This is a genomic window from Mycobacterium colombiense (genome assembly GCF_001672755.1).
Taxonomy (GTDB): Bacteria; Actinomycetota; Actinomycetes; order Mycobacteriales; family Mycobacteriaceae; genus Mycobacterium; species Mycobacterium colombiense_C.
In genome coordinates this window covers 70,138-92,486 of the sequence record NZ_LZKI01000034.1, presented here as the reverse complement: position 1 = coordinate 92,486, position 22,349 = coordinate 70,138, and the positions used below count along the sequence as shown (strand labels likewise).

Here is a 22,349-nt window from a genome sequence, read left to right as displayed (position 1 = left end):
TTGGAATGTGGCAAGCCCTCCTTCTAAGACACCGGTGTGTGTGCTCGGGCTGGGGCTGATCGGTGGCTCGATAATGCGGGCCGCCACGGCAGCCGGCCGTGAGGTGTTCGGCTATAACCGCTCGGTGGAGGGCGCGCAGGCCGCGACCGCCGACGGCTTCGACGCCACCACCGACCTGACCGCGACCTTGTCCCGCGCCGCCGACTCCGGTGCGCTGATCGTGCTGGCCGTGCCGATGCCGGCGATGGCGGGCATGCTCGCCCATATCGAGGAGACGGCCCCGGACTGTCCGCTGACAGACGTCACCAGCGTCAAGCAGGCGGTCCTCGACCAAGTCATGGCGGCGGGTCTGCAGAAACGGTTCGTCGGGGGCCATCCGATGGCAGGCACCGCCCACTCGGGTTGGACCGCCGGCTACGCCGGGCTGTTCACCGGGGCTCCGTGGGTGGTCAGCGTCGACGATCACGTGGATGCGGCGGTCTGGTCGACGGTGATGACGTTGGCGTTGGACTGCGGCGCGGTGGTGGTGCCGGCCAGGTCCGACGAACACGACGCCGCCGCGGCGGCGATCTCGCATCTACCCCACCTGCTCGCCGAGGCGCTGGCGGTCATCGCCGGAGACGTCCCGTTGGCGTTCGCGCTGGCCGCCGGCTCCTTCCGCGACGGGACCCGGGTGGCGGCCACCGCCCCCGACTTGGTGCGGGCGATGTGCGAGGGCAACTCCGACCAATTGGCGCCGGCGGCCGACCGCGTCATCGAGCTGCTGACCCGAGCGCGCGAATCGCTGGCTTTCCACAACTCGATCGCCGACCTCGTCGAGGCCGGCCACGCCGCGCGCACGCGCTACGACAGCTTCCCGCGCGACGACATCTTCCACGTCGTCGTCGGCGCGGAGAACTGGCGTGAGGAACTGGCCGCGGCGGGCCGGGCCGGCGGGGTGGTCAGATCCGCTCTGCCAAGCCTGGATAGTCGACGATGAATCCTTCCTCGTCGACGCTCACCGTCGTGTCGGAGATCGGCGAGCGCAACTTGATCTCGTTCAGGCTGCCGGTGCTGCTGTAGCTCACGGTGTCGGCGGTGATGGACATCTCCGGCACGTTCACATAGACCACCGGCAGCGTGACCGAGGCCGCCCGCTCATACAAGCCGAGCCGCCGGATGGGCAGCGCGTTGAAGAACGGGCTGAACTCGACGTCGACGTCGAGCGCGCCGTTGTAGGCCGCGCGGTGTTCGCCCTGATGGTCGGTGACCAGCCACATGTTCTCTTCGTCGCGGGCGAAGGAGAAGACCCGCTCCCGCTCGGCGAGGGTGACGGTCATTCCGAGCCGCTTGGTGGCACCGGCCTCATCGGTCAGCAGGTCGTAGTAGGCGCCGAACGCGGGATGGGCGTCGGTGGCAGCGGCAATGATGCGGCCATTGGCCTTGATTCTGTTGCCGGACACCTGAACTCGTACCGATTCCATCCGGGGAGCATCCTGTGCGCGCCAGGTGAGCATCGCCTGCCACACGCGGCGAGACGGTTCAGAGGGGGCTGCGTTCACTCATCTACCGTAAGACGTGCCCGCCAACCGCTGCGGAAGTGCCCGGTATGTTCGCCGCAGCCGCCCGGTGCCCGGCACCGCAATCCACACCGCAACCGCCAGCAGTCCGTCGAGCACCAGCGCCAACGCGGCCACCATCAACGCCCCCACCAGAGCGAGATGAAACTCACGTTCTTTGATCCCGTCGATCAGGTATCGGCCCAGACCGCCGAGGCTGGCGTAGGCGGCCACGGTCGCGGTGGCGACGACCTGCAACGTGGCGTTGCGCAGCCCGCCCAGGATCAACGGCAACGCGTTGGGCACCTCGACACGCAGCAGCACCTGGGCCTCGGTCATGCCCATCGCGCGGGCGGCGTCGACGACCGTCGGCTCGACGTTGGCGATCCCGGCGTAGGTGCCGGCCAACAACGCCGGCACACCCAGCAGCATCAGCGCCACCAGCGACGGACCCATGCCCAGCCCGAACAGCAGCGTCCCGAACAGCAGCACACCCAGCGTCGGCAGCGAGCGCAGGCCGTTGACGGCGCCGACCACCAACAGGGTGCCGCGGCCGGTGTGCCCGATGATCAGGCCGACGGGGATCGCGATGAGCGCCGAGGCCCCCACCGCCAGGGCGGTGTACTCGAGATGCTCGAGGATGCGGGCCGCGAGCCCGACCGGGCCGGTCCAGTTGTCGGCGGTCAACACGTAGGAGATCGCCCGCTCGATGAAGTTCACCGCGCGCCACCCACCACCGGTGCGACGATCGAGCGGCGGCCGGTGCTGCGCGTGGCGTGTGCCCACGGTGTGGCCAGCCGGCCGGCCAGGACGATGAGCACGTCGATGGCGACCGCCAGCAGGAACAGCGCGATGATGCCGGCCAGGATCTGATCGCTCTTGTTGGTCTGGTACCCCTGGGTGAACCAGCTGCCCAGCCCGCCGATCCCGATGACCGAGCCGACCGAGACCATCGCGATGTTGGTGACCACGACTACCCGCAGTCCGGCGACGAGAACTGGAACCGATAGCGGCAGTTCGACTTTCAGCATCCGCGTGATCGGCGGGTAACCGACCGCGGTGGCGGCGTCGCGCACCTGGGTGGACACCGCGTCCAGGGCCTCGAGCACCGCACGCACCATTAGCGCGGCGGTGTAGGCCGTCAACGCCACCATCACGTTGGCCTCGTCGAGGATGCGGGTCCCGATGAGCATCGGCAACACCACGAACAGCGCCAGCGACGGAATGGTGAACACCACGCTGGCGGCCGCCGTCGTGAGCCGGCGGGCGATCCGAGTCCGCTGCACCAGCAAGCCCAGTGGCAGCGCGATCGCCAGACCGATCAGCACCGGCACCAACGCCAGCCGCAGGTGCACGATGGTCAGGCCCCAGGCGTCGTCGAGATGGGTGAGTAGATAGTGCATCGGCTATGTCCCCCGGGGTTCCGAACCCAGCCGTCGGGAGTCCACCGCGGCCAGCACGTCGGCGGCCAGCACACCGCCGATCACCCTGCCGCCGTCGTCGACGGCGACACCGATGCCCGACGGCGACGACAGCGCCGCGTCCAGCGCCTGGCTCAGATTGCCCCGCGGCCGAAACAGCGATCCGACCCCGCTCATGCTGTCGGGCAACGACACACCGCCGCGGTGCCGTCGCAGCCCCTCGTGGTCGATCCAGCCGAGCGGCACTCCGGCGTCGTCGACGACCACGGCCCAGCCGTCGGAAAGCCCTGCCGCGGACAGCTTGTCGACCGCAATCTGTTCGAGGTCGTGCAGCGGCAGCTCGGCCGCGTCGAGGAGTTGCAGCCAGCGGTAGCCGCGGCCCAGGCCGATGAACCGCGACACGAAGTCATTAGCCGGCCGCGACAGCAGCCGCGCAGGCTCGTCGTACTGCTGTAGCGAACCGCCCTTGAACACCGCGACCCGTTCACCGAGTCGCAGCGCCTCATCGATGTCGTGGGTGACGAACACGATTGTCTTGTGCAATTCGCCCTGCAGGCGCAGTATCTCGTTCTGCAGATCATGGCGGACCACCGGGTCGACGGCGGAGAACGGCTCGTCCATCAACAGGATCGGCGGGTCGGCGGCCAGCGCTCGTGCCACGCCGACCCGCTGTTGCTCGCCGCCGGAAAGCTGTGCGGGATAGCGGGTCGCGAGCTTGGCGTCCAGCCCGACCCGTTCGAGCACCGCGTAGGCTTCTTTGCGGGCGACCCGGCGGGGCTGGCCCCGTAAGACGGGAACCGTTGCCACATTGTCGATTACGCGTTGGTGGGGCATCAGACCGGCGTGCTGGATGACGTATCCGATGCCGAGGCGCAGCTTCACCGGGTCGCGAGTGGAGACGTCGACGCCGTCGATCGTGATGCTGCCCGAGGTGGGCTCGATCATCCGGTTGATCATCCGCAGCGCCGTGGTCTTGCCGCTGCCGGAGGATCCGACGAACACGGTCAGCTTGCCGGTGGGGACGCTCAGGCTGAGCTGGTCCACGGCGGTGGTTCCGTCGGCGAAGACCTTGCTGACGTTGTCGAAGATGATCAAGTCATCCTCCGATCGGGTGGTCGAAGCCGTTGTCGCGTACCCAGTTTCGCGCCGCCTGGTCGGGATCGATGCCCGAGTTCCCCGACACCGCGGCATTGAGGCCGGCAACGCCGGACGTGGTCAGCTTCACCGAGACCGCATCCAGCACCTCTTTGAGCCGCGGAGACCTCTTCTGCGAATTGAGCAGCGGCACAATGTTTCCGGCCACAAAATTATGCTCGGGGTCGTCGAGGGCCACCAAGTGGTTCTGCGGGATGGCCGGTGACGTGGTGAAGATATTGGCGGCGTTCACCCTGCCCTCGACCAATGCGCGCACGGTCACCGCGCCGCCGCCGTCGTCGATGGCGACGAAGTTGCCCGGCTTGACGTCAAGTCCGTACTTCTGCCGCAGCCCGGGCAGCCCGGCCGGCCGAGTCGCGAACGCCGAGGGCGCCCCGAATCGTACGTCGGCCGAATGGACGGCCAGATCGGCGATTGTCTTCAGATTCCAGGAGTTGGCTGTTTGCCCGGTCACGCTGACGGTATCGGTGTCGGTGGCCGGGGCGGGCGTCAGAATTGAGAGGTCAGCGGGCAGGCGCTGGTCAAGCTCACGCTCGACGGAATCCAGCGTGGTGGCGTTGGACTGCGGCGAGATGTAGAGCAGGAGATTGCCGATGTATTCCGGCACCAGATCGATGGAATGGTCTTTGAGCGCAGGAATATACGTCTCCCGGCTCCCGATTCCCATCCGTTTGCCCACTTCGAAACCATTGGCCTGCAAGGCTTGTGCATAGATCTCAGCGATGATCTGCGATTCCGGAAAATCGCCGGAGCCGATGACAATGGAGTTGGGGCTTCGAACCTGCGCTCCCAGCGGATCGGAATTGCTGCACGCCGCAACGACGGACATGGCCGTCACCAGTACCGCCGCGCGCGCGATCACGCCCCGCGCGTGCGGCAGTGCCGTCATACCGCCGACCCTAACGCTCGAACGGCACAAACGCTGGCGTGCGAGGTTCGGTTGTCCGAATCGGTTTCAATCGGCGTCCGATAGGGCAAAGATGGCACTATGAGCAGCCAAACCCCTGCCTCGCCCGGCCAACCACCGCCCAAGCCCAACCCCGCCGCCAAGACCGGCGCACCCGCCAAGGAACCGGCCATCGGGTTCACCCGCGCCGGCGCCCTGTGGTCGTCGCTGATCGCCGGCTTCGTGATCCTGATCCTGTTGCTGATTTTCATCACCCAGAACACGACACCCGCAGAATTTCAGTTCCTCGGCTGGCACTGGAGCCAACCCAAGGGCGTTGCGATTCTGCTGGCGGCCGTGGTCGGTGGGCTGATCACCGTTGCGGTCGGCACCGCACGGATCTTGCAGTTGCGCCGCGCGGCAAAACGGCAGCACGCGGCCGCGGCTGCGACGCGCTAGCTGGGCAGCTTGGCCAGTTCGGCCAGACCCCGGGAGATCAGCGGCGCCACCACCTCGGGTGTGTGCTCGGACGCGTCGCCCGTGCCGCGGGCCTGATCCGACATCCGCCGGCGGAAGTCGATGCCCGCGGCGATGATGGCGAGCTTGAAGTAGGCCAGCGCCATGTAGAACTCCCAATGCGCGAGCGATGTACCGGCCACCAGCGAATAGCGGTCCGCCAGTTCGTCGGCCGTTGGCAGCAACGGTGACGTCCACGCGGCCTGCGCATTGACGATCAAATCCAGGGCGGGGTCGCGGTACACGCACATCAGGGCCGCATCGGACAGCGGATCCCCCAGCGTGGAGAGCTCCCAGTCGACCACCGCACGAACCTTGGTCGGGTCGTCGGCGTCCAGGATGGTGTTATCGATCCGGTAGTCGCCGTGCACGATCGACGTGCGGCTCTGCTGCGGAATCGCCTCGCCCAGACCGGAATGCAGCCGTTCCACATCGGCATCGCGCCGATCCTCGGGCAACCGCACCAGCGACCATTGCGAGCCCCACCGCCGCACCTGCCGCTCCAGATAGCCGCTCGGCTTGCCGAAGTCGGCCAGTCCGACGGCGTTGGGGTCGACGGTGTGGAGGTCGACGAGCACGCGGATCAACGAGTCGACGCAGCCGCCGATGACCGTGTGGCTGAACGACTCGAGTTGAGCGCGGCGCCGCACCACCTGTCCGGCGACGAATTCGACGATCTGGAAGGGGGCGCCGAGCACCGAATCGTCCTCGCAGAGCCCGATCGTGCGCGCCACCGGAACGGGTGTGTCCTGCAGCGCCGCGACCACCCGGTACTCGCGGGCCATGTCGTGCGCCGACGGGGTCAAACCGTGCAGCGGCGGTCGCCGCACCAGCCAACTGGTGCTGTCGTCGTAGACACGGAACGTCAGATTGGAGCGACCACCGGAAATGAAGTCCGCGCGTAACTCGCCGTCGCGCCCGATCCCGAGCGAACGCAGATAGGAGTCCAGCGAGGCCAGGTCGAGGCCCTCGAGTTGGTCAGCTGAAGTCACCGAACTTGTCTACCATCGCCGGGCTCGACGCGGCGCACCACCTGCGATTTAGCGGACTTCCGCTCAGGCCTTGCCACGGCTCGCGTCGTCATCGAGCAGTCTCTGGTTTCGCGGCAACAGGTCCCAGACGTGTTCGGTGGTGTTGACCGCCGCCACCGTCGCTTGGCCGGACCGGGAAAACAACAGCCGAGTGACCGAGGCGTAGTCGACCGGAAAGGACAGCAGCCGGGCGGTGCCAAGGATTTCGTGCAGGAGGACATTGATGACCCCGCCATGGCTGAACACCGCGACCGTGTCGTCGGGGTCGCCGGTGGCGACCAGGTCGTCGACCGCGGCGCGCACCCGGGCACGAAAAGCGTCCTCGTCGACCGCGCTGGGCAGATGCCCCTGAGCCAGGCGCGCCCATTCCTCGGGCATCTCCGCGCGGATCTGCTCGACGGGGATGTACACGGGAAGGTCGCGGTCGTACTCGGCGAAGCGATCGTCGATCTCGACGGTCAAGCCGCGATCCGCTGCGACCGGCTCGGCGGTCTGGATGGCCCGGCGCTGCGGGCTGCTGACCACCCGCGCGATCGGAAACCTGGCAAGCGCCTTGGGGAGTCGCTCGATCTGGGCCAGCCCTTCCTCCGACAGGTCCGGATCGGAACCTTGTCCGTGTTCGCTGCGCAGCGGCAGCGCGTGCCGGACCAGAAGCACTTGCATGTTTCTTCCCGTCTCGTCGAAAGGTTGTGCCGGTCCGAAGTCTCTCATCGCCCGGTGCCCGTCGTTCAGGGCGTGCACAATGACATCGCTGCACCAGCTTCATGCCCTCAGTGCCGAGGAGGACGGATGACTGAACCGGACAGGGATTGGGACGCCGCCTACCGACAAGCCGCCCCGCCTCCCTGGAGCATCGGCCGGCCCCAACCGGAGCTCGCGCTGCTCATCGATCAGGGCAAGATCCGCGGCGACGTGCTGGACTCCGGGTGCGGCCACGCCGCTCTGTCGCTGACCCTCGCCGCGCTCGGCTACACCGTGGTGGGCCTCGACGCCAGCGCGACCGCGATTGCGGCAGCCACCGCCGCAGCCGCCGGGCGAGGGCTGACGACGGCGACCTTCGCCCAGGCCGACGTCACCAACTTCGGCGGTTACGACGATCGCTTCTCCACGATTCTGGACAGCGGACTGTTTCACGCGCTGCCGCCCGACCGGCGCCAGGACTACGTCCGGTCCATCTTTCGGGCCGCCGCGCCGGGCGCCGCGCTGTACATCCTGGCCTTTGCCGCCGGTGCACTGGACGACGCCCATTCGGGCCGGCCGGGGCCGCCCGGCTTCACCGAAGCCGAACTGCACGACGCCGTCGCGACGCTGTGGCGAGTGGACGACCTCCGCGCGGCCAAGGTGTACGGCACGGACGACGACGCCGGGTCGCCCGACGGTCCGCTGGCTCACCTGGACCACGACGACGAGGGCCACTTCATGGCGCCCGGGTTCCTGCTGAGCGCGCACAAACCGGGCTGACGGCCGCACTTGCCTCTAGCACGGAGAATGCTATTCTCCGTGCAGAGATCGGGGTGTGCAGAGAGGGTTGACGAGTGACTGGTGAGTCGGGACTCGACGTGGGCGTCCTCGCCCGCTGGCTGGATGCGAACGACGCACCGGGCGGTGGCGAAGAGGCGCAACTGACCCAGCTGAAGGGTGGTTCGCAAAACACCCTGTATCTGATCGAGCGCGGTGGCCAGCGGATGGTGCTGCGGATGCCCGGGGCCCGGGCCGACGCGGCCCGCATCGACGGGCTGCTGCGGGAGATCCGCCTGGTGCGGGCGCTGTCCGGCACCGACGTCCCGCACGCGGCACTGATCGCGGCCGACGACACCGGCGCCGTGCTCGGAATGCCGTTCTACGTCATGCAGGCGATCGACGGGTGGAGCCCGATGGACGGTGGCTGGCAATCGCCGTTCGACACCGACATCGAGGCCCGGCGGGGCCTGGCCTTCCAATTGGTCGACGGCGCGGCCAAGCTGGGCCGAGTGGATTGGCGCAAGCAAGGACTCGAAGGCTTCGGCCGCCCGGACGGATTCCACGAGCGGCAGGTGGATCGCTGGCTGGCGTTTCTCGACGCCTACAAGGTTCGCGAGCTGCCGGGTCTGGACGAGGCTGCCGGGTGGCTGCGCCGCAACCGTCCGGCGCAGTACCGGCCGGGCATCATGCACGGCGACTATCAGTTCGCCAACGTGATGTTCGCGCACGACGCCCCCGCGCGCCTGGCCGCGATCGTGGACTGGGAGATGACCACGGTCGGCGATCCGCTGCTCGACCTGGCGTGGTGCCTGCTGGGCTACGACGGCGAAAAGCCGCGCGAGGACGGGTTTTATCTCGACATGCGCGGCATGCCGACGCGCAGCGAGCTGTTGGACCACTACGAAACCGTCAGCGGATTGTCGACCGAGAACATCGACTACTACCTGGTGCTGGCCAACTGGAAGCTGGGCATCGTGCTGGAGAAGACCTACGCGGCCGGAGTGCGGACCGGCAAGGTCGACCCCAAGATCACCGACGCGTTCGGCCCGATGATCCTCCAGCTCATCTCCACGGCCGCCGAACTCGCCCGATCTAACAAGGGATCCTGAAATGGGTTATGCCGAACAGCTTTTCGACCTCACCGACCGCGTCATCCTGATCACCGGGGGTAGCCGCGGCCTGGGCCGCGAGATGGCGTTCGGCGCGGCCCGCTGCGGTGCCGACGTGGTGATCGCGAGCCGCAACATGGACAACTGCGTCTCCACCGCCAAGGAGATCGAGGCCGAGACCGGCCGATCGGCCATGCCGTATCAGGTGCACGTGGGGCGCTGGGATCAGCTCGACGGCCTGGCCGAGGCGACCTACGAACGGTTCGGCAAGGTCGACACGCTGATCAACAACGCGGGCATGTCCCCCCTGTACGACAAGCTGACCGATGTGACCGAAAAGCTGTTCGACGCCGTGGTCAACCTCAACCTCAAGGGCCCATTCCGATTGTCGGCGTTGGTGGGTGAGCGCATGGTGGCGGCGGGCCGGGGCTCGATCATCAACGTGAGTACGGCCGGCTCACTGCGGCCGACACCCGACATCGTCCCCTACGCCGCGTCCAAGGCCGGGCTAAACGCCATGACCGAGGCGCTGGCGAAGGCGTTCGGGCCGGCGGTGCGGGTCAACACGCTGATGGCCGGACCGTTTCTCACCGACGTGAGCAAGGCCTGGAATCTCGGTGCGGCCGAACAGAATCCGTTCAAGCACCTGTCACTGCAGCGCGCGGGTGACCCGCGCGAAATCGTCGGCGCGGCACTGTTCCTGGCGTCCGACGCGTCCAGCTTCACCACCGGCTCGATCCTGCGGGCCGACGGCGGGATTCCCTGACGTGAAAGGAGTGTTCAAATGTCCTGGGACTTTTCTACCGAGCCGGAGTTCGAGGAGAAGCTCGAGTGGATCCGCGGCTTCGTTCGCGACGAGGTGCAACCGCTCGAGGTGCTGTTTCCGGGCTGCGAGTTTCTCCCGCTGAACGACGAGCGGCGCCGCATCGTCGACCCGCTCAAGCAGCAGGTGCGCGACAAGGGTTTGTGGGCACCGCATCTGGGGCCGGAACTGGGCGGGCAGGGATTCGGTGCGGTCAAGCTGACGCTGATCAACGAGATCCTGGGCCGCAGCCCGTGGGCGCCGATCGTGTTCGGAACGCAAGCGCCCGACACCGGCAACGCCGAGATCATCGCCCGCTTCGGAACCCAGGAACAGAAGGACCGCTACCTGGCGGGGCTGCTGTCCGGGGAGATCTTCTCGTGCTTCTCGATGACCGAACCGCAGGGCGGCGCGGATCCGCGGGTCTTCACAACCCGCGCCATCCGCGACGGCGACGACTGGGTGATCACCGGGCGAAAGTACTTCTCCTCCAACGCCTCAGTCGCCTCGTTCTTCATCGTCGTCGCAATCACCGATCCCGATGTACCGGTCCATACCGGTGCGTCGACGTTCCTGATCCCCGCCGGCACCGAGGGTTTGGTCCTGGAAGCCAATCACCACCTGGTCGGGGCCGACCCGCACGAGCCGGGCCATTCGCTGGTGCATTACAACGACGTGCGCGTGCCCGCCGACGCGCTGCTCGGCGAACCCGGCCAGGGCTTTTTGATATTGCAGACCCGGCTGGCCGGCGGGCGGCTGCACCACGCGATGCGCTCCATCGGGATGGCGCAACGCGCGGTCGAGATCATGTCCCGCCGGGCGAAAAGCCGCTTCACCCAGGGCAGCCTGCTTGCCGACAAGCAACTGGTGCAGGAGTTCGTCGCCGACTCGTACACCGAGCTGATCCCGTTCCGGCTGACCGTGCTGCACGCCGCGTGGCTGATCGACAACGGTGACGAGCGCGCAGCGCGCGCCGAGATCGCCGCCTGCAAGATCCTGGCATCGCAGGTGCTCAAATCGATTGCCCTGCGGGCCATTCAGGTGCACGGGGCGCTGGGACTCACCGACCAGCTGCCACTGGTCAACGTCCTGCTGGGCGGCATCGCGCTGGGCCTGGCCGACGGGCCGACCGAGGCGCACAAGGTCAACCTGGCCCGGATGCTGCTGAAGGGTTACGAGGCCGAGGAGGGCGACTGGCCCAGCGAGATGCTCGACGTGCGGCGCGCCGCCGCGCGCGCCAAATACGGTGAGCTCGTTGACCTCTAACCGGGTGACTGCCGCGGTCGAGCGGGCACTGGATGACCGCCAGCGAGAGGCCACCGAGGAGGTGGAGCGCATCCTGGCCGCCGCGGTGCGCGTCATGGAACGCGTCGCACCCGAACCGCCGCGGGTCAGCGACATCGTCGCCGAGGCGGGTTCGTCGAACAAGGCGTTCTACCGCTACTTCGCCGGCAAGGACGATCTGATCCTGGCCGTCATGGAACGCGGGGTGGCCATCGTGGTGTCCTACCTCGAGCACCAGATGGCCAAGGAATCCGAGCCGCGCGACAAGGTCGCGCGGTGGATCGAGGGCACGCTGGCCCAGGTGGCCGATCCGCACCTGATCAGCATGACCCGCGCGGCGGCCGGCCAGATGTCGGCCGGTACCAGCTCGCGCGCGGCCGACCAGGAGATGATGCGGCCGCTTCGCGAGCTTCTGGTTGAACCCGTTGCGGCGCTGGGCAGTAGCGACGTCGAGCGCGATGTTCAGGCGGTGTTCAGCTGCACCGCGGCGACCATGCGCCGCTATGTAGGCTCGGTCGACCGGCCCGGCCCCGACGACATCGCACACGTGGTGCGGTTCTGTTTACGCGGTCTGGAGGCCAGTTGATGCGCGCGGTGATCTGTCGTTCCTACGGCGCTCCCGAGGATCTGGTGATCGACGACGTGCCCGATCCCGTCGCGGGCCCGGGCCAGTTGCTGGTGCGGGTCCGCGCGGCCGCGGTCAACTTCCCCGACGTGCTGTTCATCGCCGGCAAATACCAGGTCAAGATTCCGCCGCCGTTCATCCCCGGCAACGAGATCGCCGGCGAGGTCATCGCCGCCGGTGACGGCGCGCCTTTCCTTCCCGGACAACGGGTTTCCGGCACCACCTTCGGGGCGTTCGCTGAGCGGGCGCTGCTCGACGCAAGCCAGGCCGAGCTCGTGCCCGACGACGCCGACTTCGCCTCCGCCGCGGCGTTCGGCGTCACCTACCGCACCGCATATCACGCGCTGCGCTCGACAGCCACTGTCACACAAGGCGATTGGGTGGTCGTGCTTGGGGCCGCGGGTGGCGTGGGGCTGGCCGCGGTCGACCTGGCGGTCGCGATGGGGGGCCGGGTGCTGGCTGCGGCGTCGAGCCCGGAGAAGCTCGAGCTGTGCCGGCAGCGCGGCGCCGAGGCCACCGTGGACTACGACCGCGAGGACCTGAAGACGCGGATCCGTGAGCTCACCGGCGACAGCGCCCGCGTGGTGCTGGACCCGGTGGGCGGATCGTATTCGGAGCCGGCGCTGCGCGGACTGGCGCGTGGCGGCACCTTCGTCACGCTGGGCTATGCGGCCGGCACCATCCCGGCGATTCCGCTGAATCTCATTCTGCTCAAGGATATCTGCGTGCGCGGCATGGAGATCCGCACCTTCATGACAGACCGGCCCGATGACGCCGTGCGCGACCTCGAGGAGTTGGCACGGATGTTCGCCGCCGGCACGGTGCGGCCCTACATCGGCGCGCGGTTCCCGCTGACCGAGACGGCCGCGGCCTTAAGACATGTGGCCGACCGCAAGGTGCTGGGCAAGGTGGTGATCGACGTCGCGTGACGCGGCGTCACGGCGTGACGATGTTGAAATTCGGGTCCGGCCCGTCGAGCACACTCAGCAGGGCCTGCAGCGCGCTCTGATCACCGGTGAGCTCCAGGCCGGGCGAGCTGAAGTCGCCCAGCACCACGGCGAGAAGCCGAATCTTGTCGGCCAGGTTGATCGTCACGGTCGCCGTCGAGGGGTCGGGCGCCACCTTGCGGCGAACGAGCACCCCGTTGCGCAGGGTCAGCCGATAGTTGGTCGCGGTGTCGGCGAATGCGATGTCGATCGCGATGTTCAGATCCCAGCTGCGTGGGCCGTTGACCCGGATCGCCAAACCGTCGAAGAACTGCTCCGGTGTCAGCTGGGCCATCATGGTGGGAGAGGCGACCTGGGTCGCGGTGCCGAAGTTGCCGTCGCGCAATTCCGTTGCGCCGCTGAGGAAGAAGTTGCGCCAGGTCGCGTTCTCGGCCCCGTACGCCAGCTGCTCGAGCGTGTCCGAGTACAAGGCGCGGGCGGCCGCGTGCTCGCTGTCGGTGAAGATCGCGTGGTCCAGCAGCGTCGCGGCCCAGCGGAAGTCCCCGGCGTCGAAGGCCTCCCTGGCGAGGTCGACGACGCGATCGAGCCCGCCCATCGCCTCGACGTACCGGGGCGCCAGGGCCTCGGGCGGGTGGGGCCACAGCCGCCCGGGGTTGCCGTCGAACCAGCCCATGTAGCGCTGGTAGATCGCCTTGACGTTGTGGCTCACCGATCCGTAGTACCCGTGCGTATGCCAGGCCTGCTCGAGAGCCGGTGGCATCTGGAATATTTCGGCAATCTCGACACCGGTGTAGCCCTGGTTGAGCAACCGCAGCGTCTGGTCGTGCAGGTACGCGTACATGTCGCGCTGCAGCGACAGGAATGCGACGATGCTGTCCCGTCCCCAGGTCGGCCAGTGGTGGGAGGCAAACACGACGTCGGCGCGATCGGCAAACGTGTCAATCGCCTCGGTGAGATAGCCGGACCAGGCGTGCGGGTCACGAACCAGCGCGCCCCGCAGGGTCAACAGGTTGTGCAGATTGTGCGTGGCGTTCTCGGCCATGCACAAGGCTCGGAAACGTGGGAAATAGAAATGCATTTCGGCGGGCGCCTCGGTACCCGGCGCCATCTGGAATTCGATCTCCACGCCGTCGATGGTGTGTGTTTCACCGGTGGTGCGGATATCGATGGTGGGCACGATGATGGCGACCTCGCCGGTCGACGGCACCTGCCCCAGCCCGCAGCCGACCTGATCCATCGGTCCACGGGGCAGCAGGGCGCCGTACATGTAGGTCGCGCGTCGCGTCATTGCCGGTCCGGCATAGACGTTTTCCTGCACCGCGTGCTCGATGAAGCCCTCCGGCGCCAGGACGGCCACCGCACCGGCATCCACGTCCGCCTGCGAGGTGACGCCCAATACGCCGCCGAAATGGTCGACGTGGCTGTGCGTGTAGATCACCGCGACGACGGGGCGCTCGCCACCTCGGTGGGTGCGATACAAGGCCAGCGCCGCCGCGGCCACCTCCGTGGACACCAGGGGGTCGATGACGATGATGCCGTTGTCGGATTCCACGAACGTGACGTTGGAGATGTCGAAGCCGCGAACCTGATAGATGCCCGGAACCACTTCGTAGAGGCCCTGTTTGGCGGCCAGCGTCGACTGTCGCCAGAGGCTGGGATGCACCGACGCCGGTGCGGGGCCGGCCAGGAACGAGTAGGCGTCGTTGTCCCAGACCACCCGCCCGTCGGCAGCTCTGATCACGCACGGCGACTCCGCGGCGATGAATCCCCGGTCGGCGTCGGCGAAATCCCTTTCATCATGAAACGGCAGCACGTGGGCGCGATGGGCCGACTCGATGACGGCGCTGGGAGGCTTGTGATCCACCCCCCTACCTTGTCACTAACCCGCCATCATCTAAATCGGTTCGGGTGGCTTTTCGTCGACGAATTAATGAATACAGCAACAATTTCTCCGGGTTCTGGATCGCGGCCCAGTTAACCCGCATACTGCCCAGACGGCCCTCAATGCCGAGGGCCGCAACTATCGGGCAAAGGAGAACAGGTGAAGCGTCAACTGACGGTGGCGGTGGCCGGTGCGGCAATTCTTGCCGCGGGCATTTCCGGCTGTTCGAGCAATAAATCAAATGGCGTTTCGACTTCGGTGCCGGGAGGCTCCGTGTCGGCCGGCGGCAACAACTCGTCGAAGGTCATCATCGACGGCAAGGACCAGAACGTCCAAGGCACCACCATTTGCACCAAGGCCGGCGGCAACATCTCCATCGCGGTCGGCGGGAACCAGACCGGGATCAGCGTCGTGCTCGCCGACGCCAATCCGCTCGCGGTGAAGGCGGTCCAGCTCGGCAACGTCAACGGCGTGACGCTTCAGTACGCGCAAGGTAGCCAGGGCAACGCCTCGGCGACCAAGGACGGCAACACCTACAAGGTCACCGGCACTGCCACCGGCATCGACATGGCAAACCCGACGCAGCAGGTGAACAAGCCGTTCGAAATCGACGCGACTTGCTCCTGACCTAACCGGCAGCGGGCGGTTGCCATCCATTGGGTGGCAACCGCACCGTGAACTCGGTACGACCCGGCGCGCTGTCCACCGCGATAGTTCCGTTGTGCGCCTTGACAACCGCCGAGACGATCGCCAGGCCCAGCCCGGTGCTGCCGCCCTTGCGAGAACGCGACGAGTCACCGCGGGCGAACCGTTCGAAAACCTCGGATTGCAACGCCGCCGGGATGCCCGGCCCGTTGTCGATGACCTGCAGCACGGTGTGCGACGGCTCGGCGCTCAACCGCGTCGTCACGACGGTGCCCGCCCCGGTGTGGACGCGGGCGTTGGCAAGCAGATTGGCCAGCACCTGGTGTAGCCTCGCCGCGTCCCCGGTGACGACCACCGGCTCTTCGGGCAGGTCGAGTTCCCACTGATGGTCGGGCCCGGCGACGTGAGCGTCGCTGACCGCGTCCACCGCCAACCGCGACAGGTCCACCGGTTCGCGTTCCAGGGGACGGCCGGAGTCCAGCCGGGCCAGCAGCAGCAGGTCTTCCACCAGGCGCGTCATCCGCTCGGTCTCGGAGGCCACCCGGCTCATCGCCTGCGCCACCGCCTCGCGGTCGTCGCCCATCCGTTGGGTCAGTTCGGTGTAGCCACGGATCGCCGCCAGCGGCGTGCGCAGCTCGTGACTGGCGTCGGCGACGAACTGGCGAACCCGCGTCTCGCTGGCCTGCCGCGCCGACAGCGCCGCCGCGATGTGGTCCAGCATCTGGTTGAGGGCCGCGCCGAGTTGCCCCACCTCGGTGGACGGGTTGGCGTCGGATTCGCGCACCCGCACCGGGAGTTCGACCTCGCCGCGCGCCAACGGCAAGCCGGCTACCGCGCTCGCCGTCTGCGCGACGCGGCGCAGCGGCGCCAGCGCCCGCCTGATGATGATCACACCGGCCGTGGTCGCGGCGACCAGCGCGATGACCGTGACGATCCCGAAGATGACCAGCATCCGCATCAGGGTGGCGTCGATATTGGCCATCGACAGGCCGGTGACGATGACGTCGCCGCCGCTGCGGCTCGGGGCCGCGACCACCCGGTAGCGGCCCAGCCCGTCGAGGTTCAGGGTCACCGGCTTGCGGCTGCCGGCGATCCCGGACAGCTGCAGCTGCGCGGTCGGGGTCAGCTCGGCCCGGTCGCCGCTGCTCGTCGTGTAGCCGGCATCCACCGTGTTCCCGTGGCTGACGACCGCCGCCACCATGCCCGCCGGCTGGCCAGGGGCGTCCAGGAATCGCGGACCGGGGCCCGGCCTCGGATAGACGTGCTGATGCCGCCAGCCCGAGTGCGGCTGCTCGGGGTACATGAGCGCCGAGCGGTAGGAGGTGCCGGCGAGCTGCCCGTCGAGCTGGGCCACCAGGTGGTGCAGCAGCGCCAGTTCGGTCGCCGCGGTGATGCCCAGGCAGACGATCGCCAACACGACGATCTGACCGACCAACAGCCGCAGCCGAAGGGACCAGGCCCTTCGCGTGTCAGCGGGCCGGCTTGAGGACATAACCCGCGCCGCGCAGCGTGTGGATCATCGGTTCCCGGCCGTTGTCGATCTTCTTGCGCAGGTATGAAATGTAGAGCTCGACGATGTTGGACCGGCCGCCGAAGTCGTAACTCCATACCCGGTCCAGGATTTGGGCCTTGCTCAGCACCCGCTTGGCGTTGCGCATCATGAATCGCAACAGCTCAAACTCGGTGGAGGTCAACGAGATTGGCTCACCGGCCCGGGTGACCTCGTGGCTGTCCTCGTCGAGAACCAGGTCGCCGACCACCAGTTGCGCGCCGCTGTCCACAGTCGTCACACCGGTGCGGCGCAACAGCGCGCGCAGGCGCAACACGACCTCCTCGATGCTGAACGGTTTGGTGACATAGTCGTCGCCGCCCGCCGTCAGACCGGCGATGCGGTCTTCCACGGCGTCCTTGGCCGTCAGCAGCAGGACGGGCAGTTGCGGATTCTCTTCGCGGAGTTTGTGCAGGACGTCGAGCCCGCTCATATCGGGCAACATCACGTCCAGGACAACCACATCGGGTCGCTGGGCACGGGCGGCCGCGATGGCCGAGTTCCCGTCACCGGCGGTGGAGATATTCCAGCCCTCGTACCGCAGTGCCATCGACACCATGTCGGCCAGGACAGATTCGTCGTCTACGACCAAAACGTTGATGGGGTTGCCGTCTGCACGACACATAACAACCCGCTCTACTGAGGCTCGGGGCTGCGTCACAAATTCCAGTATCCGCCGCGGGCTGAGGCAACGCTATGCCGAACCTATGCTTATCCTGTGAAACGAATCGCGCGACTGCTGAGCAGCCGCGCGATTCGATCTCCAGTCGAAGTTGTTAATACCAATAGCGGCGGCCGGCGACGGGGCGACCGATCGAGCCCAGAATCCACAGGATCGCGCCGATAACCAACAGCACGATACCCAGAGTGGTCAGGATGGGTACGTGGAAGAAATAACCGAGAATAAGCAGGACAATTCCTAAAATAACCATGTCGATTCCTTTGAGTGAGCGGTTAGAGGTTGATTGATTGCATTGAACTTGGTTGTGGCAGATGGCAATCCGTGACTTTTGGATTGACACCGAAGTAATTCAAGGGTCCAGCGATTACGGTCACCGCAACCGTGCCCGCCGAGGCGCAAGATGTGTTGTCATTTTTGAAGTAGTCGCGCTGCCACGCCGCGAAGACTCCGATCAGCAACCACACCAACGCAACCGTGCCGATGATCCCGCTGCCACGCATCGTGACCTCCAATGTGGTCGAGAAGAAGTTTTCTCGTGGACGTGAAGTTACCCGTTCGACTTATGTCTAAACATGCAATGGGTTATGCGGCAGTGCTTGTCGGCGCAGCTCGCTGGGCCTAGAGATGGTCGGCGAGCCAGGTGGCGGCCCGCTTCTTCGACGCCCGGGACAACCAGGCGTCCTGAATCAGCTCAGCTAATTCGGCTCTGCTGATTTCCGCCAGCCGAGCGGCCCGCACCAGCACCGAAGGATGCCCGTCGAAATGGTCCGTGGTGAAGAACGGCGACGTGGGATCGGAGATCAACGCCAACTTGTCGCTCTCCGATTCCACCCAGAGCATGATCACGTCCGGATAGCGTTCGCCGGTGTCCGGATCGGTCGCGTCCGGCCGGGGTGTGCGGAAGAAGACGAACGACTTGCCGCCGACCTGATAGATGGCGTTGCCCTTGGGACCTTCCAGGCGCTGGACGTGCGGCATCGCGGCGGCGATCTCATGCACGTCGTCGAGCCGCGCGCGTCGTGCAGGCATGACAGCGAGGGTACCGACCGCTCGCGACAGTGGCGAGAGACGTTGCGGCTAAGTGGGTTTGATCAGCCCGCCGTCCGCTGCGCGGACACGTAGAGGGTGGGCGGCATCGAGTCCTCCGCGCCCTGCGGAACGCGGCGACCGTAGCGGGCCATCAACTCCGCGAACGACGCCGTCGTGACATCCCAGCCGCGGTCACGCAGCCAGCCGTCGACGGGCGTGCGCTCCTCCGCGTACCAAAGGTCGTCGAAGTCGGTGATCTCGGCGTTGACCAATTCGGCGGCCGCGGTCCGCATCCGCCGCATGTCGTCGCGCTGACGCTGCACTCGACCGGGGTCGGTGAAGCCCGCGTCGGGCACATTGGATGCCAGCCAACTTCCCGCAGCGCTCAGCGAATCGATCCGCTCGAACAGCAGGTCCTGGGCCTGCGCGGGCAGGTAGCGAACCAGTCCCTCGGCCGACCAGACGGCCGGCTTGGAGGCATCAAAACCCGCCTCCTGCAATGCTTTCGGCCAATCCTGGCGCAGATCGATCGGAACGTTGACCAGCTTCGCCTTGGGCTCCGCCCCGTGCTCACGCAGCGTCTTGGATTTGAACTCCAGCACCTTGGGCTGGTCGAGCTCGTAGACGACGGTGCCGTCGGGCCACGGGAGGCGCCAGCTGCGTGCGTCCAGGCCGGCCGCCAGAATCACCACCTGCCGAACGCCGGCGTCCGCGGCGCCGAGGAAGAACTCGTCGAAGAACGCCGTCCGGGTCGCCATGAAGTCGACCATCAGCTGAAGGCGATCGCGCAGATCCGGCTCGATGTCGCCCGCCTTGGCCAGCAGCGCCGGATCGGCGTAGATGCTCCACATGCCCTCGCCCGCGGCGTCGACGAACACCCGCGCGAACGGATCGTTGATCAGTGGGTTCTCGCTCTCGGTTTCAGCCGCGCGAGCTGCGGCGACACCCAGCGCCGTGGCGCCCACGCTCTGCGTGATCTCCCAGGAATCATTGTCGGTCCGCGGCATCGCCAGTTCCTTCCCCAGAAAGTAAGTTATGCACACTATTCTTCCAGCCGCCGCCGCCCGGGGCCGCCCGTCACCCCTGTCCTAGTCTTTTTCCCAGACGGTCCACAGGTTGCAAGGGAGTGCCATGACGCCCACCCCGCGTACGCCGCAGGAGGTGTTCGCCCACCACGGCACCGCGCTGGCCGCGGGCGACCTCGACGAGATCGTCGTCGACTACGCCGAGGATTCGGTGGTGCTCAGCCCCGCCGGCATCGCCCGCGGCAGAAATGCCATCCGGACCGTCTTCGCGACGTTGCTCGCCGATCTGCCGGATGCGCAGTGGGACTTGCGGACTCAGCTGTTCGACGAGGACGTGCTGTTCTTGGAGTGGACCGCCGATTCGGCCGTCAACCGGGTTGACGACGGTGTTGACACCTTCGTGTTCCGCGACGGCATGATCCGAGCGCAGACCGTCCGATACACGCCGCACCCGAAGGGCTGAGAAGTGGATCACGTGGACCTGGAAGCCGTAGCGGAGTGGATGTCCGAGCAGGGGCTGGGCGAGGGCCCGCTAGAGGACGTTTCCAACGTCACCGGCGGAACCCAGAACGTCATGGTGCGATTCACTCGGGCCGGCCGGCCGTACGTGCTGCGGCGCGGGCCACGGCACCTGCGCCCACGCAGCAACAGCGTGATCTTGCGGGAGACGAAAGTTCTTGCCGCACTGGCGGGTTCCGACGTGCCCCATCCCCACCTGATCGCCGCCTGCGAGGACCCGGGTGTGCTGGGCGACGCCGTCTTCTACCTGATGGACCCGGTCGACGGCTTCAACGCGGGCGAAGGCCTGTTGCCGCTGCACGCCGGCGATGCCAAGATCCGGCACGGCATGGGCCTGTCGATGGCCGACGCGCTGGCCAAGCTGGGCGCGGTCGACCACGTCGCGGTGGGTCTCGCGGATTTCGGCAAGCCCGAGGGCTTCCTGGAACGTCAGGTGCCGCGCTGGCTCTCGGAGCTGGAGTCCTACAACGAGTACGACGGCTACCCCGGGCCCGACATCCCCGGCATCGAGGAGGTGTCGGCCTGGCTGGACCGGCACCGGCCGGCCAACTGGACGCCGGGGATCATGCACGGCGACTACCACGCCGCCAACGTGATGTTCTCCCGCACCGGACCCGACGTCGTCGCGATCGTCGACTGGGAGATGTGCACCATCGGCGACCCACTGCTGGATCTGGGCTGGCTGCTGGCCACCTGGCGCCAGTCCGACGGTTCCAGCGTCTTCAGCCACGCGTTGGGCGGGCAGGACGGATTGGCCAGCACCGACGAGCTCTTCGAGCGCTACGCCGCCAACACCACCCGCGACCTGTCGAACATCACCTGGTACACCGTGCTGGCCTGCTTCAAGCTCGGGATCGTGATCGAGGGGACGCTGGCCCGGGCCTGCGCCGGCAAGGCGGAGAAGGAGGTCGGCGACCAGTTGCACGCGGCCACGGTGCATCTGTTCGAGCGGGCGCTGGGCCTCATCTCCGAGAAGGACTGACCTACTACCATCTCCTCTCGTGCCGCCCTATCCCGAGGAACCGGATTACTACTCCGAGCCCACCGCGGCCGCGCGGTACGGCGGGTATTACGAACCCGAGCCGCAGCCGCCGGAGCCCCCGACGCCGTGGTACCGCCGTCCGGCGGCGCTGGTCGCGGCCGGGGCCATCGGGGTCATCCTGCTGGCCGCCCTGGTATACGCGGTGGTCAAGCTCACCAGCGGCTCGCCAGCGCCAGGCCCCGCCACCACGACGCCCGTCCCGTCCACCACCGCGCCGGTGACCACCACGGAGCGGGCGCCGCGGCATCACGGGGGCGGCGGCGGTGGCGCGCCGACCGAGACGGTGACCGAGACGGCCCCGCCGCCGAGCACCGACACTCCGACGACGACGGAGCCGCCCACCACGGCCGCACCGAGCACGGAAACCAGCACCGTCACACAGACCGTGACCGAACCGCCCCGCCGGGGGCCGTTCCAGCCGTTCCAGCCGCGCCCGTAGCGCGGCCGACATGCCCGCAAGCGGCGGCCTGATCCGCCCGGCATCGGCAGCGGATGCGGCCGCGTGCGTTGCCATTTACCGGCCGTACGTCGAGCACACGGTCATCAGTTGGGAAACCGCCGTCCCGACCGAAAACGAGATGGCCGCGCGGATCGCCTCCGCCCAGGTGAGCCACGAATGGCTTGTCCTGGAACGCGGTCGCCGGGTGATCGGCTTCGCCTACGGGCACGCCTTCGATCGCCTCGCCACGTACCGGTGGTCGATCGAGACCGGGATCTACCTCGACGCCGGCCACCGGCGCACCGGAGGGGGCCGCGCGCTCTACACGGAGCTGCTGCGCAGGCTCACCGAGCGGGGCTACCGGCAGGCGTTCGCCGGTATCACTCAACCCAATGAGGCCAGCAACGGCTTCCACCGGTCTTTCGGGTTCACCGAAGCGGGCCTGTACCGGCGCGTCGAATGGAAACACGACGGCTGGCACGACGTCGCCTGGATGCAGCTCGACCTGGCCGCTGCCGAGCCGGATAAAGCACCCGGCCCGATCAGTCAGCCGGGCCGGGTGAGCGAGTCCGGGGCTTAGCCGCCGGCGCCGCCGCCACCCAGGAAGCCCCCGCCGGCGCCACCACCGACGAAGCCGCCACCGGCGCCGCCACCCAGGAAACCGCCGCCCGCGCCACCACCGATTTGCTCAATGCTGATTGTCATGGGCGGAAGGTATCGACGGAAAACCGCGCCCACAAGAAACTGGGTCTTAACGATTTG

28 protein-coding genes are annotated in these 22,349 nt (G+C 67.3%); 13 read left to right on the top strand and 15 right to left on the bottom strand.

Annotated elements, in window-relative coordinates:
• The first annotated feature begins 34 nt into the window (after positions 1-34).
• The gene (locus tag A5708_RS04705; protein WP_196772533.1) at positions 35-979 is read left to right on the top strand and encodes a prephenate dehydrogenase; all 945 of its coding nucleotides are present in this window, start codon (positions 35-37) and stop codon (positions 977-979) included.
• On the opposite strand, the gene A5708_RS04700 is transcribed toward A5708_RS04705, so the two are convergent.
• From A5708_RS04700 to A5708_RS04680, 5 genes are read right to left on the bottom strand one after another with little or no spacing between them, the layout of a single operon-like run.
• Positions 942-1,541, bottom strand: a complete 600-nt coding sequence (locus tag A5708_RS04700; RefSeq protein WP_065027505.1) for a putative glycolipid-binding domain-containing protein — start codon at positions 1,539-1,541, stop codon at positions 942-944. The genes A5708_RS04705 and A5708_RS04700 overlap by 38 nt on opposite strands.
• On the bottom strand, positions 1,542-2,258 hold the full coding sequence (locus A5708_RS04695) for an ABC transporter permease (protein ID WP_065027574.1): 717 nt from the start codon (positions 2,256-2,258) through the stop codon (positions 1,542-1,544).
• Positions 2,255-2,941, bottom strand: coding sequence for an ABC transporter permease (locus A5708_RS04690; RefSeq protein WP_065027504.1), 687 nt, complete (start codon positions 2,939-2,941; stop codon positions 2,255-2,257). Before A5708_RS04690 ends, A5708_RS04695 begins: the two co-directional genes overlap by 4 nt.
• A gap of 3 nt (positions 2,942-2,944) precedes the next feature.
• On the bottom strand, positions 2,945-4,054 hold the full coding sequence (locus tag A5708_RS04685) for an ABC transporter ATP-binding protein (RefSeq protein ID WP_065027503.1): 1,110 nt from the start codon (positions 4,052-4,054) through the stop codon (positions 2,945-2,947).
• A 1-nt stretch (position 4,055) separates the two neighbouring features.
• Positions 4,056-4,943 (bottom strand): ABC transporter substrate-binding protein, encoded by an 888-nt coding sequence (locus A5708_RS04680; RefSeq protein ID WP_419538303.1) that lies wholly within the window; start codon positions 4,941-4,943, stop codon positions 4,056-4,058.
• A gap of 159 nt (positions 4,944-5,102) precedes the next feature.
• On the opposite strand from A5708_RS04680, the gene A5708_RS04675 reads away from it, so the two are divergent.
• Positions 5,103-5,459, top strand: coding sequence for a LapA family protein (locus tag A5708_RS04675; protein ID WP_065027501.1), 357 nt, complete (start codon positions 5,103-5,105; stop codon positions 5,457-5,459).
• Here A5708_RS04675 and A5708_RS04670 read toward each other — a convergent pair.
• Together A5708_RS04670 and A5708_RS04665 are read right to left on the bottom strand one after the other, a co-directional pair.
• Complete coding sequence (locus tag A5708_RS04670) at positions 5,456-6,508, bottom strand: phosphotransferase family protein (protein WP_065027500.1); 1,053 nt, start codon at positions 6,506-6,508, stop codon at positions 5,456-5,458. The genes A5708_RS04675 and A5708_RS04670 overlap by 4 nt on opposite strands.
• A 63-nt stretch (positions 6,509-6,571) precedes the next feature.
• Positions 6,572-7,210: a histidine phosphatase family protein gene (locus A5708_RS04665; RefSeq protein WP_064880171.1), complete on the bottom strand. Its 639-nt coding sequence runs from the start codon at positions 7,208-7,210 to the stop codon at positions 6,572-6,574.
• A gap of 126 nt (positions 7,211-7,336) precedes the next feature.
• Between A5708_RS04665 and A5708_RS04660 the strand changes: the two genes are divergently transcribed.
• The 6 genes from A5708_RS04660 to A5708_RS04635 all read left to right on the top strand — a co-directional run bounded on the left by A5708_RS04660 (position 7,337) and on the right by A5708_RS04635 (position 12,757).
• Entirely contained in the window at positions 7,337-8,008 is a 672-nt protein-coding gene (locus A5708_RS04660; protein ID WP_065027499.1) for a class I SAM-dependent methyltransferase, read from the top strand.
• A 74-nt stretch (positions 8,009-8,082) separates the two neighbouring features.
• Positions 8,083-9,117, top strand: coding sequence for a phosphotransferase family protein (locus tag A5708_RS04655; RefSeq protein WP_065027498.1), 1,035 nt, complete (start codon positions 8,083-8,085; stop codon positions 9,115-9,117).
• Position 9,118: 1 nt separating this feature from the next.
• Positions 9,119-9,883 carry an SDR family NAD(P)-dependent oxidoreductase gene (locus A5708_RS04650; RefSeq protein WP_065027497.1) on the top strand — a complete coding sequence of 255 codons (765 nt, stop codon included), beginning with the start codon at positions 9,119-9,121 and terminating at the stop codon, positions 9,881-9,883.
• 18 nt (positions 9,884-9,901) lie between these two features.
• On the top strand, positions 9,902-11,185 hold the full coding sequence (locus A5708_RS04645) for an acyl-CoA dehydrogenase family protein (RefSeq protein WP_065027496.1): 1,284 nt from the start codon (positions 9,902-9,904) through the stop codon (positions 11,183-11,185).
• Positions 11,166-11,789, top strand: a complete 624-nt coding sequence (locus A5708_RS04640) for a TetR/AcrR family transcriptional regulator (RefSeq protein ID WP_065027495.1) — start codon at positions 11,166-11,168, stop codon at positions 11,787-11,789. The genes A5708_RS04645 and A5708_RS04640 overlap by 20 nt, the downstream gene beginning before the upstream one ends.
• Positions 11,789-12,757: an NADPH:quinone oxidoreductase family protein gene (locus tag A5708_RS04635; protein ID WP_065027494.1), complete on the top strand. Its 969-nt coding sequence runs from the start codon at positions 11,789-11,791 to the stop codon at positions 12,755-12,757. Before A5708_RS04640 ends, A5708_RS04635 begins: the two co-directional genes overlap by 1 nt.
• 7 nt (positions 12,758-12,764) lie before the next feature.
• On the opposite strand, the gene A5708_RS04630 is transcribed toward A5708_RS04635, so the two are convergent.
• Positions 12,765-14,639: an alkyl/aryl-sulfatase gene (locus A5708_RS04630; RefSeq protein ID WP_065027493.1), complete on the bottom strand. Its 1,875-nt coding sequence runs from the start codon at positions 14,637-14,639 to the stop codon at positions 12,765-12,767.
• Positions 14,640-14,816: 177 nt separating this feature from the next.
• On the opposite strand from A5708_RS04630, the gene A5708_RS04625 reads away from it, so the two are divergent.
• Positions 14,817-15,284: a lipoprotein LpqH gene (locus A5708_RS04625; RefSeq protein WP_065027492.1), complete on the top strand. Its 468-nt coding sequence runs from the start codon at positions 14,817-14,819 to the stop codon at positions 15,282-15,284.
• 1 nt (position 15,285) lies between these two features.
• Here A5708_RS04625 and A5708_RS04620 read toward each other — a convergent pair whose 3' ends face one another.
• The 6 genes from A5708_RS04620 to A5708_RS04600 all read right to left on the bottom strand — a co-directional run bounded on the left by A5708_RS04620 (position 15,286) and on the right by A5708_RS04600 (position 19,569).
• A complete protein-coding gene (locus A5708_RS04620) occupies positions 15,286-16,794 on the bottom strand; it encodes a sensor histidine kinase (protein ID WP_065027491.1) in 1,509 nt (502 codons plus the stop codon).
• Entirely contained in the window at positions 16,772-17,476 is a 705-nt protein-coding gene (locus A5708_RS04615) for a response regulator transcription factor (RefSeq protein ID WP_065027490.1), read from the bottom strand. Before A5708_RS04615 ends, A5708_RS04620 begins: the two co-directional genes overlap by 23 nt.
• A gap of 151 nt (positions 17,477-17,627) precedes the next feature.
• Positions 17,628-17,783, bottom strand: coding sequence for a DUF6131 family protein (locus A5708_RS26650; RefSeq protein WP_155765891.1), 156 nt, complete (start codon positions 17,781-17,783; stop codon positions 17,628-17,630).
• A gap of 22 nt (positions 17,784-17,805) precedes the next feature.
• Positions 17,806-18,045, bottom strand: coding sequence for a hypothetical protein (locus tag A5708_RS04610; RefSeq protein ID WP_064880197.1), 240 nt, complete (start codon positions 18,043-18,045; stop codon positions 17,806-17,808).
• A gap of 106 nt (positions 18,046-18,151) precedes the next feature.
• On the bottom strand, positions 18,152-18,562 hold the full coding sequence (locus tag A5708_RS04605; RefSeq protein ID WP_065027489.1) for an MmcQ/YjbR family DNA-binding protein: 411 nt from the start codon (positions 18,560-18,562) through the stop codon (positions 18,152-18,154).
• 62 nt (positions 18,563-18,624) lie between these two features.
• On the bottom strand, positions 18,625-19,569 hold the full coding sequence (locus tag A5708_RS04600) for a class I SAM-dependent methyltransferase (protein ID WP_065027488.1): 945 nt from the start codon (positions 19,567-19,569) through the stop codon (positions 18,625-18,627).
• Positions 19,570-19,693: 124 nt separating this feature from the next.
• Between A5708_RS04600 and A5708_RS04595 the strand changes: the two genes are divergently transcribed.
• The 4 genes from A5708_RS04595 to A5708_RS04580 are packed head-to-tail and all read left to right on the top strand — an operon-like array spanning position 19,694 to position 22,167.
• Entirely contained in the window at positions 19,694-20,050 is a 357-nt protein-coding gene (locus tag A5708_RS04595; protein WP_065027487.1) for a nuclear transport factor 2 family protein, read from the top strand.
• Positions 20,051-20,089: 39 nt separating this feature from the next.
• Positions 20,090-21,088 carry a phosphotransferase family protein gene (locus A5708_RS04590; RefSeq protein WP_065027573.1) on the top strand — a complete coding sequence of 333 codons (999 nt, stop codon included), beginning with the start codon at positions 20,090-20,092 and terminating at the stop codon, positions 21,086-21,088.
• A gap of 19 nt (positions 21,089-21,107) precedes the next feature.
• Positions 21,108-21,587 (top strand): hypothetical protein, encoded by a 480-nt coding sequence (locus tag A5708_RS04585; protein WP_065027486.1) that lies wholly within the window; start codon positions 21,108-21,110, stop codon positions 21,585-21,587.
• 10 nt (positions 21,588-21,597) lie between these two features.
• A complete protein-coding gene (locus A5708_RS04580; protein ID WP_155765889.1) occupies positions 21,598-22,167 on the top strand; it encodes a GNAT family N-acetyltransferase in 570 nt (189 codons plus the stop codon).
• Here the strand turns inward: A5708_RS04580 and A5708_RS27755 are convergent.
• Positions 22,164-22,292, bottom strand: coding sequence for a hypothetical protein (locus A5708_RS27755; RefSeq protein WP_267880497.1), 129 nt, complete (start codon positions 22,290-22,292; stop codon positions 22,164-22,166). The genes A5708_RS04580 and A5708_RS27755 overlap by 4 nt on opposite strands.
• Positions 22,293-22,349: the final 57 nt, after the last annotated feature.